Source organism: Phycisphaeraceae bacterium (genome assembly GCA_015709595.1).
Classification (GTDB): Bacteria; Planctomycetota; Phycisphaerae; order Phycisphaerales; family SM1A02; genus CAADGA01.
In genome coordinates this window covers 2,430,167-2,445,015 of sequence record CP054178.1, presented here as the reverse complement: position 1 = coordinate 2,445,015, position 14,849 = coordinate 2,430,167, and the positions used below count along the sequence as shown (strand labels likewise).

9 protein-coding genes and 1 tRNA gene are annotated in these 14,849 nt (G+C 67.4%); 2 read left to right on the top strand and 8 right to left on the bottom strand.

What is annotated here, in order from left to right; translation table 11 throughout:
- The first annotated feature begins 27 nt into the window (after positions 1-27).
- The gene (locus tag HRU76_10330; protein QOJ17955.1) at positions 28-735 is read left to right on the top strand and encodes a PH domain-containing protein; all 708 of its coding nucleotides are present in this window, start codon (positions 28-30) and stop codon (positions 733-735) included.
- Entirely contained in the window at positions 732-1,547 is an 816-nt protein-coding gene (locus tag HRU76_10325; GenBank protein ID QOJ17954.1) for a PH domain-containing protein, read from the top strand. The genes HRU76_10330 and HRU76_10325 overlap by 4 nt, the downstream gene beginning before the upstream one ends.
- A 51-nt stretch (positions 1,548-1,598) precedes the next feature.
- Here the strand turns inward: HRU76_10325 and HRU76_10320 are convergent.
- From HRU76_10320 to HRU76_10285, 8 genes are all read right to left on the bottom strand, one after another.
- Positions 1,599-1,672 (bottom strand) — tRNA-Arg (locus HRU76_10320).
- 128 nt (positions 1,673-1,800) lie between these two features.
- Complete coding sequence (locus tag HRU76_10315; protein ID QOJ17953.1) at positions 1,801-4,326, bottom strand: choice-of-anchor B family protein; 2,526 nt, start codon at positions 4,324-4,326, stop codon at positions 1,801-1,803.
- A gap of 53 nt (positions 4,327-4,379) precedes the next feature.
- Entirely contained in the window at positions 4,380-5,723 is a 1,344-nt protein-coding gene (locus tag HRU76_10310) for a hypothetical protein (GenBank protein ID QOJ17952.1), read from the bottom strand.
- Positions 5,723-6,208, bottom strand: coding sequence for a FixH family protein (locus HRU76_10305; GenBank protein ID QOJ17951.1), 486 nt, complete (start codon positions 6,206-6,208; stop codon positions 5,723-5,725). Before HRU76_10305 ends, HRU76_10310 begins: the two co-directional genes overlap by 1 nt.
- Positions 6,201-8,114 (bottom strand): 6-bladed beta-propeller, encoded by a 1,914-nt coding sequence (locus tag HRU76_10300; protein ID QOJ17950.1) that lies wholly within the window; start codon positions 8,112-8,114, stop codon positions 6,201-6,203. Before HRU76_10300 ends, HRU76_10305 begins: the two co-directional genes overlap by 8 nt.
- Positions 8,115-8,179: 65 nt before the next feature.
- Positions 8,180-9,649, bottom strand: coding sequence for a DUF1501 domain-containing protein (locus HRU76_10295; GenBank protein QOJ17949.1), 1,470 nt, complete (start codon positions 9,647-9,649; stop codon positions 8,180-8,182).
- Positions 9,650-9,652: 3 nt separating this feature from the next.
- Complete coding sequence (locus HRU76_10290; GenBank protein QOJ17948.1) at positions 9,653-13,300, bottom strand: DUF1553 domain-containing protein; 3,648 nt, start codon at positions 13,298-13,300, stop codon at positions 9,653-9,655.
- A gap of 67 nt (positions 13,301-13,367) precedes the next feature.
- A complete protein-coding gene (locus HRU76_10285; GenBank protein ID QOJ19167.1) occupies positions 13,368-14,840 on the bottom strand; it encodes a DUF1501 domain-containing protein in 1,473 nt (490 codons plus the stop codon).
- Positions 14,841-14,849 lie beyond the last annotated feature (9 nt).

Here is a 14,849-nt window from a genome sequence, read left to right as displayed (position 1 = left end):
CTCCCAAGATGATGTCGGAGAGACGCCATGACACGGGACGCCGCAGCCGCCACCACCACGACCAAGCCCGGCGCCCCGGTGCCGGCGGCCGGATTCAACCCCGCCGACGCCGAACGCCCCGACCCTGCGCTGATGACCTACTACCTGCTGGTGGCGGCCCTGACGCTGGTGGGTTTCCCCTTCGTGGCCATCGCGGGGTGGCTCAAGTACCGCACGCTGATCTACAAGTTCGATGACAAGGGCGTGTCGATGGCGTACGGCATGTTCTTCCGCAAGGAGGTCTACCTGACCTACCGGCGGATCCAGGACATCCACGTCACGCGCAACATCTTCCACCGCTGGCTGGGGCTTGCGGACGTGGCGGTGCAGACCGCCAGCGGCTCGTCCGGGGCGGAGATGACCATCGAGGGCATCCGCAACCCGGAGGCGCTGCGGGACTTCCTCTACGCCCGCATGAGGGGCGTGGAGGATGACGCGGCCTCGCTGAACGATGGTTCCGAACCGGTCGCAGCAGGAGCAAAAGGCGTCGGAGGGCTGGAATCAGGCGATGGGCATGACGAGGGCGATGCCGCGCCGGACTGCACTACGTCAGCACCGAGGACGGGCCGAGGTGACGACCCCGACGACGAAGCCCTGGCGCTGCTGCGCGACATCCGCGACACCCTGTGGGAGATCCGTTCCGCCCGCGCCAGTGCCGCTGCCGCCCCCGGCGGGAGACCGGAGGGCGACGCATGAGCCGGCCCATCGAGGAAGCAACGGAGAAGATGTACCGCGGGCTGTGGGCGGTCATCGTGCCCCTGCTGCGGGTTCCCAAGGAGCCGCCGACCATTCCCGTGAACTCGTCGCGAGGCGGCGAAGTGCGATCCTTCCAGCCCGCGCCGGGGTGGCTGAAGTACATGAAGTTCTGGTTCTGGATCGTGCTGGCGATCACGGACATCGGTCTGGCGATCGGCTATGTGGCCGCGGCGGCGGCGCTGATCTTCGAGGGGCTGTGGTGGGTGGCCGCCCTGCTGCTGCCGCCGGTGCTGGTGCTGATCATCGTACCGGACATCATCGCGTTCATCGCCATTCACCTGAAATACGACGCCACGTGGTATGTCATGACGGACCGCAGCATCCGCATCCGCCGCGGGATCATCAGCATCCGTGAGACCACGGTGACGTTCGAGAACGTGCAGAACGTCAAGGTGCAGCAGGGCCCGGTGCAGCGGCACTTCGGCATCGCGGACGTGATCATCGAGACCGCCGGCGCCGCCGCAGTGCAGAAGGGCGGCGCGGGCGTGGGCAACCAGGCCCGCATCGAGGGCGTGGCCGATGCCCCGGCGTTGCGGGATCTGATCCTGTCGCGGCTGAAACAGTCCAAGTCCGCCGGGCTGGGGGATGAGGAACGGGCATCACGCGCCGAGGCGGTCCAATCAACGGACCGGCGGGAGAATCAGCGCGTCAATCTCGCGGCACGCCCGGCGTGGAGGCCGGAGCACCTCGAAGCCCTGCGGGCGATTCGTGACGAGGCGCGCGCCCTGGCCGCGGCGCTGAACGGACGATAGGGACGAGAGAACAGCCGCATGGCGATCAAGCGACGCATGCGGGGCCGCCAACGCGCCCGGGGGGACTCGAACCTCCGACCTGCGGTTTAGGAAACCGCCGCTCTATCCAGCTGAGCTACGGGCGCACCGAGGGTGATTGTACGAGGGCCGCCACGGACAGGCAGCAAGGCGGTCGGCTGGCGACCTCGGCCGGAACCGCGACCAACCGACGCACCCCGCGCGGCACCCGGCGCCGACCGCCGGACGCCGTCGCTCACCGCACCGTGAAGCGCACCTGGTCCACCCACGTGTCGAAGGTGAAGGCGAACACCGGCACCACCACGATGTGGCGGATCTGCACCCGCACCCGGCCGTCGCCGGCGCGCACGTACTTGCCCGCGTCCAGCCCGTTCACGTTGGCCACGACATCCGTCTGACCAACCGCGTACGTGCCCACCTGCTCGAACTGGCTGGTGTTCCAGTTCTGCATCATCACGCGGCCGATGCCCGTCTGGTGGCTGATGCGCGTCTCGATCCGCACGTCCACTTCCGCCGGGCTGGCGTTCGTCGTCTCGCCGTCCACGCGCAGGAACATGCTGTGCAGGTCGGTGAAGGTGTTGCCGAAGCCCGACTTGACGCGCAGCGAGGCGTCGTCGGACTCGCGCAGGTCATCCAGCGTGCCCGACATCAGCGTGCCGCGCGACACCGTGAAGCCGGTCAGCACGGTCGAGTCGCATTGAATCGTGCGGATGCGCACCGCGTCGATGGCCGCCTCGGTCACCGAGTCGTTGGGGTTGTCGGTGGCGCTGAAACGCAGACGCACCTGGTTCGTCGGCGTCACGAAGTCGGCGACGCGGAAGGCGTGCTCCTGCCAGCCGTCGAAGTGGCCCACGCTGGAGACCAGCACCCAGGTCTGCCCGCCGTCGTTGGAGATGTGCGTGTCGAGGCGGTCGATGTCGCGGTCGTCGTTGGTGAACCAGCGGGCGTAGGAGACCTCCGCCTCGGGGGCGCTGGAGAGGTCGATGACGGGCGAGAGGAGGCGGGTGGGGCCGCCGTCCACGTCGCTGTTGCCGGCCCGGTTGCCGGTGAGGTAGCAGGCGCCCGAGCCGTCGAAGTCGCTGGTGGGGTCGCCGCGGCTGCCGTCGCCGGCGGGCACGCCTCGCTCCCAGGCGCCGTCGGTGAGCTGAACGTTCTGCACCGTCCAGCCCTGGTCGGTCTGGAAGGGGTCGGAGAAGAGGGTGGCGAACCCGACCGCCGCGACGGCGCTGAAGGCGTCGGCGGGCGCGCCGATGGGATTGGTGAAGCGCGTGCCGCGCGTGGTTTCGGCGCTGACGTAGTACCGCACCGTTGATCCGCACGGCGCCTCGGGGAACGTCGCCTCGTACAGGTGATTCCCCAGGTGAGTCATGGGAAACTCGACGAAGTCGCCGCCGTTGACGGACACGTGCAGCACGCCGGTGCCGGGTTGCGGCGTCTCCCGGTCGGCGCTGACCTGCACCAGCATGCGGGTTCCGCCGTGCGGATCGACGAGGTCGGGTCGGCCGTCCGGATAGTCGAAGGCCAGCAGGGGCAGCACCAGCCGCCACACAAAGAGCCCACGTTCGATGTCGCTTCCGAGGATGGTGCCGCTGGGCAGGAAGGGATAGTTGTTCCAAAGCCCGTTGAAGTTGGGATTGTCGTTGTCCGGGTAGGTGTCGAAGTAGGCGATCTCGACGGGATTGAGCGGGTCCGCGGAGTTATCGAAGACGCGCAAGCCGCTGCGGTAGTTCGACTCGAAGATCAGGTTGCCGAGCACATAGAGGTTGTGATCGACGGCGCGGAGCCCGTTGGTGAACCACCCCGCCTCGGTGGGGTTGTTCAGGTTGCTGATGTCGATGATGCGCGTGCGCGTGGTGAAGCCGACGTTCTGTTCGTCCAGTTCATCGTTCAGGTAGAAATACCGCATGTCAGCGGAAGGCCAGCCCTGATGGGAGTAGTTGTTGTCGGAGTACTGGAGATGGGCGAGCACCTGCAAGTTCTGTTTGTCGGTGACGTCCAGAATCGTCAGGCCGGTCTGGTTCCATCCGCCATTGAAGCCGCCGCACAGGAAGGCGATCTCGCGCCCTGCATACGGCCCCTCGGTGTAGGTGACGACCGTGGCCTCATGGGTGTAGCGCTCGGTGTACTGGTTGACCAGCACCGGGTTGGCGGGGTCGGCGAGACTGTAGATGCGGATGCCGTTGCTTCCGCCGCCGGCGCGATAGAGGTAGCCGCTCTGCTCATTGACGGCCAGCGTGTGCGTGGCCGCGGTGCCGCCGGTCAGCACCGTGTTGACATGGGTCACAATGCCCTCGTCGATACGGGAAAGGTCGAAGACTTGGATGCCCGAGCCGCCCTCACTGATTGCGTAGGCGTACTGGCCGTAGGTCTTCATGTCGCGCCAGGTGCTGGTGGGACCGGAAAGCACCGCGACGATCTGGGCGTTGCCGGGATTGGTCACATCCACGAATCCGGTCCCGCCCGACAACCCCATGATCGCGTATTCCCGCTTGCCGGGGGAAACGTACCCCCACACGCTGTTGCCCGACGTGTGATTGCCGAACTCACCCAGGGGCAGCCAGCTCATCAACTGGATGTTCTGCGATGGAAACGCGGGCCCGGGCGTGTCGCCCTGACCGTCGATATCCAGACGCCATGCGGGGCCTTCGTAGCGCGGCTGGCGATCCCGCTCCTTGGGGTCGTCGGGGTGTGCGAACAGGGAGCCCAGCCCCAGAAACCCGATGGAACCAGCCAGAACCGCCACCATGCTGCGTGTGATCACGGATGTCTCCTCAACACCCCGCACGAGTGGTATCGCAGGAACAGGTCCGATTGTCAATCCCCGAGCCACCGGGGATCATCCGGCCTTAGGAGGAGCCGTTCCGGCAGGGGTTCGCCGGTCAGCGACTTCAGAAACGCGACCAAGTCGGCTTTCTCCTCCGTCGAGAGGTTCAACGCCGTCAGAATCGTCTCCTGATGATGCCCGATGCGTACCTGCCCCTGCAGGGTCGAGTAGAACTCTACCACATCCTCCAGTGTTTCGAACTGTCCCTGGTGCATGTACGGGCCGGTTTGCCCAATGTTACGGAGCGTCGGGGTCCGGAACTGCCCCCATGACTCCGGCGTCCGCGCCAGAAAGCCCGCTCGTTGCGCTACCGGGCCTGTCGGATCATCGCTGTACGACGACTCAGCCCGGAACGGGTCGGACCGCAGCCGACCGATGCCGTCGAAACGTCCCGCGTCCTGCGGCAGACCCTTTCTCAAGGGTGGCACCCCGTTGTTGTGGAACTCGTGATCGGTGAAGTCAGGCCCGAAGTGGCACAGACGACAGTTGGCCTGCCCGATAAACAGACGCAACCCCTGCTGCTGCTGCGGGGTGAGTGCTTGACGCAACGCCGCATCCCCCGTGCGCAACCCTTCGACGAAGCGGTCGAAGGGCGCGTTGCGGCTGACGATCCGCCGCTCGTAGGCCGCGATGGCCTTGCCCAGATTCACAAAGGCGTGGTTGACGGCTTCCCGGTTCTCTTCCGGCATGGATTCCCATGCCTTGTGGTGCGGATGATCGGGATCGTCGGGGACGGGTCGGGCATCCGGTGGGAACTGCGACATCGCCTCGCCGCCTGGCAGCGAGCCGAAGAGCGCCTCATATGCCTCGCGCAGAACGGGATCAGACGCGATCTGACGCACCACGCGCACGCGATTGGTTCCCATTTCCATCGCGTTCTCAAAGGGCTGGAGCGCCTGCGCCCAGAGCGTGTCGATCCGGCCATCCCAGAAGAACCAGCGATTGCGCCCCACGTTCCAAAGCGTCATGGAGTGGCGCGTCAACTCCGCCAGCCCCTTGCCGAGCGGCAGCCCGTCCGCGAACCCCTTGGCGGGGTCGTGGCAGGTGGCGCACGATACCTGCCCGTTGGCCGAGAATCGCGTGTCGAAGAACAGATACTGGCCAAAGTGAGCAGCCCGCGGATCATCCGCGAATCGGTTGGTCGGGTCAGGCGGGATCGCACGCCACTCGTGCTGCAGGATGCGTCGGATCTCGATCTCGGTGAACTCCGGCGCGTCGCCTGTGGACGCCCGATCAACCTGGTGGCCCCACGTCGGACCGGCGCCGCCACGCGCCAAGCCGAGCGCCGAGGCGCCGACGCCGATGACCGCGATGGAAGCCCATGCGCCTCGCATCAGTCGAGCATCACCACTTGCAGCACCCGCTCGGTCACGCCGTCGCGGGTCAGATCGAAGGAAAGCTCCCACCGACCGGGCATGTGGAACAACATGCCGTCCACCCTGTATCGGCCCCCGCCCATCGACGTGATGCGCGGAACGGTGTTCATGCCGTGCCGATGGTGCGGCATGCGCCCATCGACTTCGAGCGTTTCAACCTCCAGCGGAGCGGCGCCGTCCGCTGAACGGAGCTCGACTTCGAGCGAGAAAGGTTCGTTGAGCGGGATCGGTGAAGGATCGCTCCGATACCGTACCTCCGCCCCGGAGCGCGGCGTGCGCAGGACCGTCCACGCGCCGTCGCCGTCCCGGGCCGACTCGATGGCGACCGGCGGATCCGGGTATCCGGCTGACGCCCCTTCGCCGCTGGTCGAGCCGGATCGACAGGCCCCGAGCGCCGCGGCGGCCGTCACCACCATCACACACCACCGGAACCGATCAGTCATCGTCGTCGCCCTCCTCCCGGACCTGTCGCGGCGGGTTGCTTCGGGTGAACGCCCGGCCCAGCCCGAACGTCGCGATCCACTCGCCGCTTCCTTCGAACGACTGCGCCCGATGATTGCCCTGATCAACGACAACGATCAAACCATCGTGCGCCACGGTCAAGGCGCCGGGCTTCCAGAACTCGCTCATGCCCACGCCGCGCTTGCCCCACGTCGCCTTGAACTCCCCATCCCGGCTGAATCGAAGCACCCGGCACCCGCCCGCGTCGGTCACCAGCACATCGCCGTTCGGGGCGATGGCCAGCCCGGACGGGGCCGTCGTCTCGTCGGTCGGCGTCCGGCTTTCTTCGGGCGGGATCACGCGCCAGACGCGGCGGAGAATCCCCGCGTCGTCGAATATCTGGACATCGCGCCGCAGCGCATCGAGCACGGCGATCTCGCTTCGCACTCGATCGACGGCGAGGGCGACCGGGTCGAGAAACTCACCGCCGCCGACGCCGCCCATGCGGCCCCACGAGCGCACGAAGTTCATCGCTCGGTCGAACAGCACGACTCGTCGGTTGCGGCGATCCAGCACCACCAGTTCGCCGCCGCTCAGCCGCCCCAGACCGACCGGCTCCATCGCGTGGGCGAGCGGAGCATCGGAGACGCTGGCGCGCAGGCGGTCCAGGTCGATCGCCCCGGAGAAGGACGCCATGTCGGGATCGAACTTGAGCGGCGCGGCGGCGTCATAGGTGATCGACCACTCCTGAAGCCGCTGCTGCACCGGGTCGGCGATCAGCAGCCGCCCGCGCGACAGGTCCAGGTCGAAGCACGACGCCAGCCGCAGCAGGCCCGACCGATCCCCCCGCTCGCCGAACTGGTTGATGATGACCGGCGCTTCGTGGCGCATGTCGTACGTCACGGTGAAGTGATTCTCAGGATCGGCGAGCATCAGCAGCGGGCCGTCCGCCGTGATGGCCCTGCCGAAGTGCGTCTGATCCGCCTTGGGCGGGGTGACCAGCGCGCTTGTCCGATCCAGCCCCGGCGGCGGAACGACCGCGCCGAAGACCTGCACCCGGTCCTCGACCCGCTCGACGAGCACGGCGAAGGCGCCTCGCGGGTCCACGGCGAGCGCGGTGGGGTAATGCACCTTGCCCTGGCCCTCGTGCAGTTCAACCTCATGGATGCCCCACGCGCCGAGAAAACCCCCGGCGCTGCTGAAGGCCTGCACGCGGTGATTGCGATGATCGACCACCAGCGCCTCGCCGCCGTGCAGCACGATGCCCGTGGGATCATCCAGAAGCCCGACGAACGGCCCCCACTCGCCGAACGCGCGCACGAACCGTCCGTTCGCGTCGAACACCTGCACCCGCGCGTTGTCGGCGTCCACGATGTGGATCGACCCGTCCATCGCGATGGCGGCATCGACTGGCCTTCGGAACTGGCCCTCGCCCGTCCCGCGCGAGCCGATCACGCGAACCAGCCGCCCCTCGTGGTCGAACACCTGCACGCGATCATTGCCGGTATCGCAGACGACGACGCGCTCCGCGTCCGCCGCGACGCCGGACGGGTCGCAGAACGCGCCTGATTCCGATCCGAAACGGCCCCAGGAACTGATGAACGTCCCGTCGGGGGCGAACACACAGACGCGGTGAAGCCCTTCATCCGTGATGAACACACGCCCCGCGGCCAGAGCGATGCCGCGCGGAGCGAGCATCTCTCCCGGCGCGTCGCCGCGCACGCCCCATGCGCCGAGCCGCTCACCGCCGCGGGAATACACCGACACGCGCGCGGCAAGACGCTCCAGCACGTGCATGCGACCCTCGCCATCCACGGCCGCGTCCACCGGATCGTGCAGTCCGGCGATCTCCCGCTCGAAGTCGCCGAACCAGAATGGAGCGGTTGACGTCGGCTGGGCGCGCGCCACGCCAGCGATCCATGCGATCGTAAGCGCCATCCCCCACGTTCGGGCTGACGTCAGTCGAACGGGTCTCATGCGAGAATGTCATGCACGACGCGGCCATGCACGTCGGTCAGGCGGAAATCGCGCCCCTGAAAACGATAGGTCAGTCGCTCGTGGTCGATGCCCAGCAGATGCAGGATGGTCGCGTTGAGGTCGTGGATATGCACCGGGTTCTCGACGATGTTGTAGCTGAAGTCGTCGGTGGCGCCGTAGGTGAAGCCGCGCTTGACTCCGCCTCCCGCCATCCACACCGTGAAGCAGCGCGGGTGGTGGTCCCGCCCGTAGTCCTGCTTGGTGAGCGTCCCCTGGCAGTAGATGGTGCGGCCGAACTCGCCGCCCCAGATGACCAGCGTGTCATCCAGCATGCCCCGGTTCTTGAGGTCCATCACCAGGGCGGCGGAGGCGCGGTCCACGTCGCCGCATTGAAGCCGGATGTCGCTGGGCAGATTGCCGTGCTGGTCCCACCCCCGGTGATACAGCTGGATGAAGCGCACATCGCGCTCCGCCAGCCGGCGGGCCAGCAGGCAGTTGGCGGCGTAGGTGCCGGGCTTGCGGGCGTCCTCGCCATAGAGTCGGAAGGTCTCCTCCGGCTCATCGCGCAGGTCGGTCAGTTCGGGCACCGACACTTGCATGCGATACGCCATTTCCGCCGCCTCGATGCGGGCGTTGATCTCCGGGTCGCCCACTTCGTGATACTGGCGTCGATTGAGCGCCGCGAGCGCATCGAGCATGTGCCGGCGCGTCGCACGGTCCACCCCCGGCGGATCGGTGAGATACAGCACCGGGTCGCCCTGCGACCGAAGCGAGACGCCCTGGTGCTCCGAGGGCAGGAATCCCGTGCCCCACAGCCGGGAGAAGAGCGCCTGGGCGTCGCGCTTGGATGAACCCTGCGAGATCAGCACCACGAAGGCGGGCAGATCCCTGTTCTCGCTGCCCAGCCCGTAACTGAGCCAGGCGCCCATGCTGGGGCGGCCCGGCTGCTGGTGGCCGGTCTGGATGTAGGTGACCGCCGGGTCGTGGTTGATGGCCTCGGTGTGAACCGTTCGGATGAACGTGACGTCATCGACGATCTGGGCGATGTTGGGCAGCAGTTCGCTCACCCAGGCGCCGCTCTGCCCGTGCCTGGTGAACCTGAAGATGGAAGGCGCGACGGGAAACCGCGCCTGGCCGGAGGTCATGGTCGTGAATCGCTGGCCGTTGACGACCGAGTCAGGCAGATCCTTGTCGAACCAGTCCGTCATGCCCGGCTTGTAGTCGAAGAGATCCAGCTGCGATGGCGCGCCGTTCTGGAACAGATAGATCACGCGCTTGGCCCTGGGCGCGAAGTGCGGCGCGCCCAGCGCGCCGCCCCCACCGCGGCGCTGTGCGTCCGCCGCGGCTCCCGCGAGCGCCGCCGGGTTGAGCAGCGACGCCAGCGCCGCCGTGCCGATGCCGCAGGCGCATCGCCCGAAGAACTGGCGTCGATTGCAGAGCATCCACTGTTCCAGTCGCGGGTCCATGCGTCAGTTCCTGGTGATCACTTCATCCAGCATGAGAATCGTGCCCGTCACGGTGGTCCACGCCGCCAGTTCCGCCGGGGCCAGTGACGGGTCGGGCTTCGACTCGCCCACTCCGATGAATCGAGCCGCGGCGTCGGCGTCATTGGAGAAACGCTCCCGCTGAGTCGCCAGCAGGCGCAGAAGCACGTCCAGTTCATCCGTCGCCGGTGTTCGGCTGGTGGCGGCTTCAAACACCCATGCCAGTCGATCCACGTCGGACAGTGCACCGGACCGCAACAGCGCTCGCTGGGCCAGACCGCGGGCCGCCTCGACGAACTGCGGATCGTTCATCAGCACCAACTGCTGCAGGGGCGTGTTGGTGCGGACGCGCTGCACCGTGCAGGTTTCGCGCGAGGGGGCGTCGAACGTGGTCAGGTTGGCGGGCGGCGCAGTGCGCTTCCAGAACGTGTACATGCTGCGCCGATAGAGCGACTCGCCCGAGTCCCGCCGGTACCGGGCCGTGTCGCTTGACGGGTACGACACCGCCTCCCAGATGCCGGGGGGCTGATAGGGCTTCACGCTCGGCCCGCCGACTTTCTCCACCAGCAACCCGCTGATGAACAGCGCCTGGTCACGGATCACCTCCGCGTCCAGCCGGAAGCGTCCGCCTCGCGCCAGCAGCCGGTTGGCCGGGTCGCGCCCGAGCAGGTCGAGCGCGACACGCGAACTCTGCCGATACGTCGCCGACAACGCCATCAGGCGCAGCATGTGCCGCACGTCCCAACCGCTTTCGACGAACTCCACCGCCAGCCAGTCGAGCAGGTCGGGATGCGAGGGCCACTCGCCCTGAAGACCGAAGTCCTCCGCCGTGCTCACCAGCCCGATGCCGAACATCTGCTGCCAGAGACGGTTGACGACCACGCGGGCGGTGAGCGGGTTGTTGCGATCCGCCAGCCAACGGGCCAGGTCGAGACGCGAGGAGGCCGCGCCATCGGACTCGATCGCCCCCAGGGCGGCGGGGATGCCCGGCATCACCCGATCCAGCGGCTTGTCATACTCGCCCCGGTGCAGCACGTGCGTCGGGCGCGGCGTCATCTGCTCCTGCATCACCAGCGTAACGGGCAGCGACTGCTCATATGACGCCATACGCGCCTCGGCGGCCGCCAGGTCGTCGTACAACCCACGGATCGCCGGCGAGTGATTGCGTCGGAAGAAGCGGCGGATCGACTCACGCTCATCCGTCGCCAGCGTGGCGGGGTCGCGTTCCAGCAGCCGCAGCACGGCCGCCACCGCGTGGGCGTGATCATGCTCCCCCGGCGACCAGAAGAACCCGTAGCCGCCCGAATAGTTGACGACCTTGAGAAGAATGACATTGCGACCGGGTGAGAGGTCGATCGTGATGCGATCCTGATCCGGCCCTACGGGCCGCTTCGCGGGCTGGTCATGCGCCGCGCGGCCGTTCACCCACACGCGGATCGAGTCGTCGCTCCCCAGTGAGACCGCTACCCGCCGCGCCGTATCGCAGTGAATCTCCCGCGCCAGGTACGTGGCGCACTGTTCGCCAGAGAGCATGTGAACCTTGCCGTCGATGAACTCCGGCCTCGGCCGCCATGCCCGGCCGCCCTCAAACACCTGCGCCTCGTCAAACTGGCCCGGGGACTTCTCCGGCGCGAAGTCCGCCAGGAACGGATCAACTCCCGCCTCCGCGGCGAACGGCCCGACCATGTGCCACGGCCCGGCGACGGACGGCGCGAGCGCAGTTCGCACCTCGTCGCTGGCGGCGACCGACAGGCGGAACCGCCCGATGCCGTGCCCCTTGAACTGCGTTTCGTGCCGCAGCCGGATGCGCAGCTCCGTGCCGTTCTCGAACCCGATTGGCTCGCTCGGAATGAACAGCGCCACGCGCGGCTCACGACGTGCGTATCCCTCGACGGCCCACCCGTTGGCGGCGTCCGTCACGCCGTCGATCGCCTTGCGGACGAGGAACTCGCCGCTCGTCTGGGAATGATCGGCCGCCGCCATCACGAACTCGACGGGCTTCGATCGTGCCGGATCGGCGGTGCTGACGGCCGTCACTTCGACTTCGCTGAGCACGAAATTGGCGTTGTCCGCCCGACCCGGGCCGTTGTGCGGCAGCGACTCGTGCGTGAGCGCCTCCAGCCGCAGCGCGTGGGTCAACCCTTCAGGAATGCGCGCGACGATCTCGTAGGTATCCCGATCGGGATTGACGCCGCTCGCAAGGTATGAGCCATCCTCCAGCCGCGTGAACGCGGTTCCGCCCGTGGATTCGACCGAGATGTCCGACAGAACTTGCCACGTCGAACCAAGAGTGGTTCGCCACCGGCTCTCCCACGCCTCCTGGGCCGCGTCAATCGCGGGGTCAGCCGCGTCGATGCGTTCCTCGATGGCGCGGACAGCGTCTCGCAGCACGTCCAGTTCGCGGGCCTGCTCAGCCGTCGGCGCCCGCATGACGGGCGGCGGATCGTGGCGGTTGCCGTCCATCGCGTTCTCGGCCACGTTGTTGAAGAACGCGAAGAACTGGTAGAACTCGCGCTGCGTGATCGGGTCGAACTTGTGATCGTGACACGCGGCGCAGCCCACCGTCAGACCCAGCCACACGGTGCCTGTCGTTTCGGCCCGATCGACGGCGTACTTCACCAGGTACTCGGCGTCGATCGCCCCGCCCTCGCTGGTGGTGACGTTGTTGCGATGGAAGCCGCTGGCGATGCGCTGCTCCAGCGTCGGCTCCGGCAGCAGGTCGCCCGCCAGCTGCTCGATGGTGAACTGGTTGAATGGCATGTTGCGCCGGTACGCGTCGATGACCCAGTCACGCCAGCGCCACATCGAGCGATAGTTGTCCAGGTGCAGACCGTGCGTGTCGCCGAAGCGCGCGGCATCAAGCCAGATGCGGGCCATGTGTTCGGCATGGCGCGTGGAGGCGAGCAGGCGGTCGATCAGCCGCTCATCCGCGCCCGGCTGTGTGTCGGCGAGATACGCCTCGATCTCCTCAACTGTCGGAGGCAGGCCCGTCAGGTCGAGCGACAGCCGCCGGATGAGCGTGCGACGATCCGCTTCGGGCGACGGCGAGAGCCCCTCGCGCTCCAGGCGCGCAAGGATGAACTGATCGACCGGGTTGCGGACCCAGCCGGCGTGACGCACCGCCGGAGAAGCGGGACGGATCGGCGGTATGAACGACCAGTGCGGCTCGTATGACGCCCCGGCGGCGATCCAGCGGCGCAGGATGTCTACTTCCGCCGCCGTCAACGACTTGTGCTCCGATGGCGGGGGCATCACCTCATCGGGGTCGGCTGAGGAGACGCGGCGGATCAGTTCGCTCGCGTCCGGGTCGCCGGGCATGATCGCTGCCCAACCCTCGCGCAGCGCCGTGGCGCCGTCGAAGGAATCCAACCGCAACCCCCCCTGACGGGCGGCCGAATCCGGCCCGTGGCACTTGAAGCACTTGTCCGACAGGATCGGCCGGACTTGGCGGTTGTAGGAGGGGATCTCGGAACCGCGAGCGCCCTCGTTCGAGGGCGCCGGGAACGACGCGCCTGGCGCCGCGTACCGGGTGCTGAGCGCCGCGGAACCGAATGATGACAGGCCGATCGCTCCGGCGCTGAGCGCCAGGGCCGTCAGCCCGAACGATGTCATCGCGCGACGGGGCGTGCCCACGAAAGAACCTCCAAGCACCGCATTCTAACGAATCCCCGCAAGCGCCGGATGGACAAATCCTTCCGATTCACGCCAGCAGGTCGTGAACGACCCGGCCATGCACGTCCGTCAGGCGGAAGTCCCGCCCCTGATATCGGTAGACCAGCCGTTCGTGGTCCAGCCCCAGCAGGTGCAGGATGGTGGCCTGCAGGTCATGCACGTGGACCGGCGCCTTGACGATGCGGTAGCCGAACTCATCAGTCTCGCCGTGGACATGCCCGGCCCGAACGCCGCCCCCCGCCATCCAGATGGTGAAGCAGTGCGGATGGTGATCCCGCCCGAGGAACGTGGAGCCGTTGCGCTCCTCGTTCATGGCGGTGCGTCCGAACTCCCCGCTCCAGACGACGAGCGTGTCATCCAGCAGCCCGCGCTGCTTGAGGTCGCGCAACAGCGCGGTCATGGGCTGATCCACCTGCCGGCACTTGAGGGGCAGTTGGTGGATGATGTCGTCGCTCCGCCCCGTGCCGTGCGTGTCCCACCCCCAGTCGAAAAGCTGCACGAAGCGCACGCCCTGCTCGATGAGACGCCGAGCCAGCAGACAGTTGTTGGCGAAGGAGGCCCCCCCGCTTGCGCCCGGCTGCGCGCCATAGGCATCAAGCACGTGCTTCGGTTCGTCGGCGATGTTCATCACCTCCGGCACCGCCATCTGCATGCGGAAGGCCAGTTCGTACTGCTCGATGCGGGTGAGCGTCTCGGGATCGCCGCTGCGGATGTGCTCCAGCTCGTTCATCTCGCGCAGGGCGTCCAGCCCCCGCCGGCGCAGGTCGCGCGACATGCCGGGCGGGTCGGACACATAGAGGACCGGGTCGCCGCTGGATCGGCACTGCACGCCCTGATACACGCTCGGAAGAAATCCGCTGCCCCACACGCTCTTGCCCGCATCCGGGTTGTTGCCGCCCGACACCAGCACGACGAATCCAGGCAGGTTCTGGTTCTCCGTGCCCAGCCCGTACACCGCCCACGATCCCATCGAAGGACGCCCGGGACGCGGCGCGCCGGAGTACAGGAACAACTGCGCCGGGGCGTGGTTGAACTCGCTGGTGTGCATTGACCGGATGAACAGGACGTCATCCACCACCTGCGAGAAGTGCGGCAGCAGTTCGCTCACCCACGCACCGCTTGAACCGTGCCGCTGAAACTTGTAAGGCGAGGCGAGAATCTTCGGGTGGCCCTTGATGAAGGCGAACCGCTCCGTCTCCAGCAGCGAGGCGGGGCAGGGCTGGCCGTTCAGTTCCGTCAGCCGGGGCTTGAAGTCGAACAAGTCCTGCTGGGGAGGCGATCCGGCCATGTGCATGTAGATCACGCGCCGGGCACGCGGAACAAAGAGCGGCGACTTCGGATCGAGCGGACCATCGCCCGCCAGCGCGTTCGCGGAGGCCGAGCCGCCCAGCGCCTCCCCCAGCAGTGAGGCCAGTGCGAGACCGCCAACGCCCAGTGAACAGCGACCCAGGAAGTGCCGGCGCGTGAGGAGACGGTAATGCTCCAGCCGGGGGTCAAGCATCAGGTCGTG